3 protein-coding genes and 2 tRNA genes are annotated in these 2,950 nt (G+C 54.8%); 3 read left to right on the forward strand and 2 right to left on the reverse strand.

Annotation, left to right across the window (positions count from 1 at the left end):
- Nucleotides 1–216 precede the first annotated feature (216 nt).
- Both ACF8AM_RS19300 and ACF8AM_RS19305 read right to left on the reverse strand, forming a co-directional pair.
- On the reverse strand, nucleotides 217–1,113 hold the full coding sequence (locus ACF8AM_RS19300) for a polyphosphate kinase 2 family protein (protein ID WP_392557220.1): 897 nt from the start codon (nucleotides 1,111–1,113) through the stop codon (nucleotides 217–219).
- A gap of 166 nt (nucleotides 1,114–1,279) precedes the next feature.
- Nucleotides 1,280–1,966, reverse strand: coding sequence for a hypothetical protein (locus ACF8AM_RS19305; protein ID WP_392557221.1), 687 nt, complete (start codon nucleotides 1,964–1,966; stop codon nucleotides 1,280–1,282).
- 392 nt (nucleotides 1,967–2,358) lie between these two features.
- Here ACF8AM_RS19305 and ACF8AM_RS19310 point away from each other — a divergent pair.
- From ACF8AM_RS19310 to ACF8AM_RS19320, 3 genes are all read left to right on the forward strand, one after another.
- A tRNA-Ser gene (locus tag ACF8AM_RS19310) sits at nucleotides 2,359–2,447 on the forward strand.
- 126 nt (nucleotides 2,448–2,573) lie between these two features.
- Nucleotides 2,574–2,646 (forward strand) — tRNA-Lys (locus tag ACF8AM_RS19315).
- 22 nt (nucleotides 2,647–2,668) lie between these two features.
- Nucleotides 2,669–2,950: DUF1589 domain-containing protein (locus ACF8AM_RS19320; protein ID WP_392557222.1), on the forward strand; the 282-nt coding region annotated here is incomplete at its 3' end.

Genomic DNA, 2,950 nt, shown 5'->3' on the forward strand with positions numbered 1-2,950 from the left:
TTGTGTCTTCGTAGCTGTAATGCTTTGAACAGCGTTCGGGTGATGGTATCCGTTCTTGTTCTATGGGATGGTGTCCGGGCGTGTCGGGTTGCGGCGATTTTTCATGTACGAAAGCAATCAGTCGAGAAAAGAGTGAGCCAAGAAACAGTGAGTTTTCAGACGAAACCGGGTCTGACAAGCCACCCTGTTAGAGAAACCGCAAGAAACCGTACCAGATCACTCCGTCATCTCAGCCAATTCACGTTCATAGAGCTGCCGGATGTGGTCCAAATCCACGTCCACTTTTGGCAGTTGCGGATCCATGTCACGCAGCGTTTCGCGAACAATCGCGGCAACCGACGCGTCTCGGTACCACTTCTTGTCCGCGGGGATGACGTGCCATGGAGCGATTTTCGAGTGGCATTTTTCCATCGCCTCCTCGTACGCCTCGCGATAATCGTCCCATTTGTCACGGGCCTCGTAATCGCCCGGGTTCAGCTTCCAGTGCTTGGTCGGATCGTCCAAGCGTTTTTTGAATCGTTCGAGTTGTTCCCGCGGACTGATGTGCAGGTAGAACTTCAAAATCCGAGTCCCACGATGGGCGAGCATCTTCTCAAAGTCGTTGATGATCTCGTAGCGTTCTTTCCAAACCGACTTCGGCACCAGATCCTCGACACGCACGACCAAAACATCTTCGTAGTGCGAACGATTGAAAATCGAAACCTTGCCCGCCGCAGGAGCCGCTTTGTGAATTCGCCACAAAAAATCGTGCGCCCGCTCCTCCGACGACGGCACTTTGAACGGGTAGGTCCGGCACCCTTGCGGGTTCATCTGGCCAAGCACTTTGCGGATCAGACCATCTTTGCCGGCTGCGTCAGGAGCCTGCAGAACAACCAACAATGATTGCTTGCCCTCCGTGTACATCCGGTACTGCAAATCGCGAATTTCGATGTTCGCTTGATGCGTGAACGCTCGACCGTGAGCCTTTCCTTCGAACGGCCCAGAACACTCCGTGTCGATCTTTTTCAACGACACCTTGTCAGCTGAGAACGGCAAACGATGGGCGTCGACGAAGTCAAACTTCGGATCGAGATCCCAGTCCGCTTCTTTGGTTGACTCTTCTTCCGTGCTCATGTTGTTCCTGTGGTGGAATGGAGCGGCATCTCGTAATCCTTTTTGATTCGAAGCCTCCAAAACTTCACCCTCTCTCGTGGAGGGGCAAGCGAAGCGAGGGGAGGGCCGAGCATGAACTCATGCGTCTTGCTCCCCCGGCCCATTGCGAGATCCGTCTTCAAAATCGTCAGTCCAATTCACGGACGACCACGTCATCGAACTCGTTCAAATCGTCGAACGAGCCCAACCCGATGCGACCGGCTCCGAACGTTTTGTCGACGACGCTCATGTGAGGCGTTTCCATGTCGTCAAAGAACACCTCAATCTTTCCGCTCTCAACGTCCCGGCGAACCAACACGTTGTGCCAGTCATTGTCCCAAGGCGTCAGCTTCTCGTTCTTCGTCAGTGCCAATCGCGGGGCTTCCTTGACGATCATGATTTGACCGCTGTGCGGGTCAGGCTTCGCTCCCAAGTGAACGTAGTAAAAATGCGAAGCATCCTGGTATCCAAAGAACACGCAGCAATCTCGGTGATTGCCGGTGTCCAGGGTGCTGCGGACACGAAATTGAATCTCGCAACTGCCAACTTCCAAGTCTTTGACCAAGGCCACGTGACCAGGACTCCGGGTCGGGGGCGAGTACTCGGATTTACGATCCGTGATCTCGATCGATCCGTTCTTGGATTCGCCGGTGGGTGAATTGAATTTCCAAGTCTTGGGATCCAGGAATTCCCAACGATCGTCGCCATTTTCAAAATCATCTTGAAACACGACTTTCGTCGGGCGAGCGTCCTCGGCAGATACGAGTGGGGAATACGCGGAGAGAGTGGATGCCGCCAAAGCAGCCGACAAGACGTTTACAAAAAGAGGTCGCATGTTGGTGAAAATCAGGTGGGGAAGGGGTGGGAAAACACGATGATTCAAACAAACCATTGGCCGAACGGAACCGATCGTCGAATCCGTTCGATTCCTGGGAGGGCACATCGATTGGGCGAACCGCCATGGGATGGTCCAGTGTAATGCAACTCAAGACTTGGGTGGATGTGCTCGCGGGGTTCGAACGAGGGGCGAGCAATCCCCGTTTTGGGTTCCAATTGCGGGGACTGGGTCGATTGCAACATTCGGAAGGGATCCGAACCCAGAAAAAGTTCTCTGTGTCCGCCTATCAGAGGCCAGAAAGGGTTGCAGCGGAAAGCGGAATGAAGCACAATCCCGCCTGACCGAAACACGTCACGCGGCGGCAACGTCCCGCGGGCACGTTTCCACCAGGAGCGGTGGCTGAGTGGTCGAAAGCGCCGGTTTGCTAAATCGGTGAACCGGGAAACTGGTTCCGCAGGTTCGAATCCTGTCCGCTCCGCTTGAACTCGGTCGGCCGGATTGCTTCTGCAATTGGCAGCTTTTTTTTCTGGTATTCACTCTCGAATATCGGTGAATCTTGCTCCACCGTTTCGGTTCAGTTCAAACCGACGATTCGTCGTCGGTCGAGAGTGTAGCTCAGTTGGCAGAGCATTCGACTTTTAATCGAATGGTCCTGGGTTCGAGTCCCAGCACTCTCACTTCTTTTCCCTTGGCCCCAGCGTGGGCGAGCGGCCTGCGAGCCAGACTTTCCTCGAAGGTCGCCAGATTCGCACAGGCACAAACGGTAGCCGGATTCGCCAAGAATTCGGACCGCAACCACCATCGCCAGGTGGAACCTGGCCTACATCCGATCAAACGCTCAAAGACACCAGCAAGTCACGCCTCACTTCCTCGCCCGACCGTAGGCCAGGTTGTACCTGGCAATCGAGCCGATGCTTGGGAACCAAGCGAGGCGTCACCCCCGCTCAAACTCACGGCCGAGATGAAAACTCCCCCGGCCAA

The organism is Rhodopirellula sp. JB055, from assembly GCF_043100905.1.
In the GTDB taxonomy this organism is placed as follows: Bacteria; Planctomycetota; Planctomycetia; order Pirellulales; family Pirellulaceae; genus Rhodopirellula.

What these genes read in the sequence shown, in the direction of transcription:
- ACF8AM_RS19305 (WP_392557221.1), bottom strand. Translation starts at nt 1,966, where the DNA reads ATGCGACCTCTTTTTGTAAACGTCTTGTCGGCTGCTTTGGCGGCATCC.
- ACF8AM_RS19300 (WP_392557220.1), bottom strand. Translation starts at nt 1,113, where the DNA reads ATGAGCACGGAAGAAGAGTCAACCAAAGAAGCGGACTGGGATCTCGAT.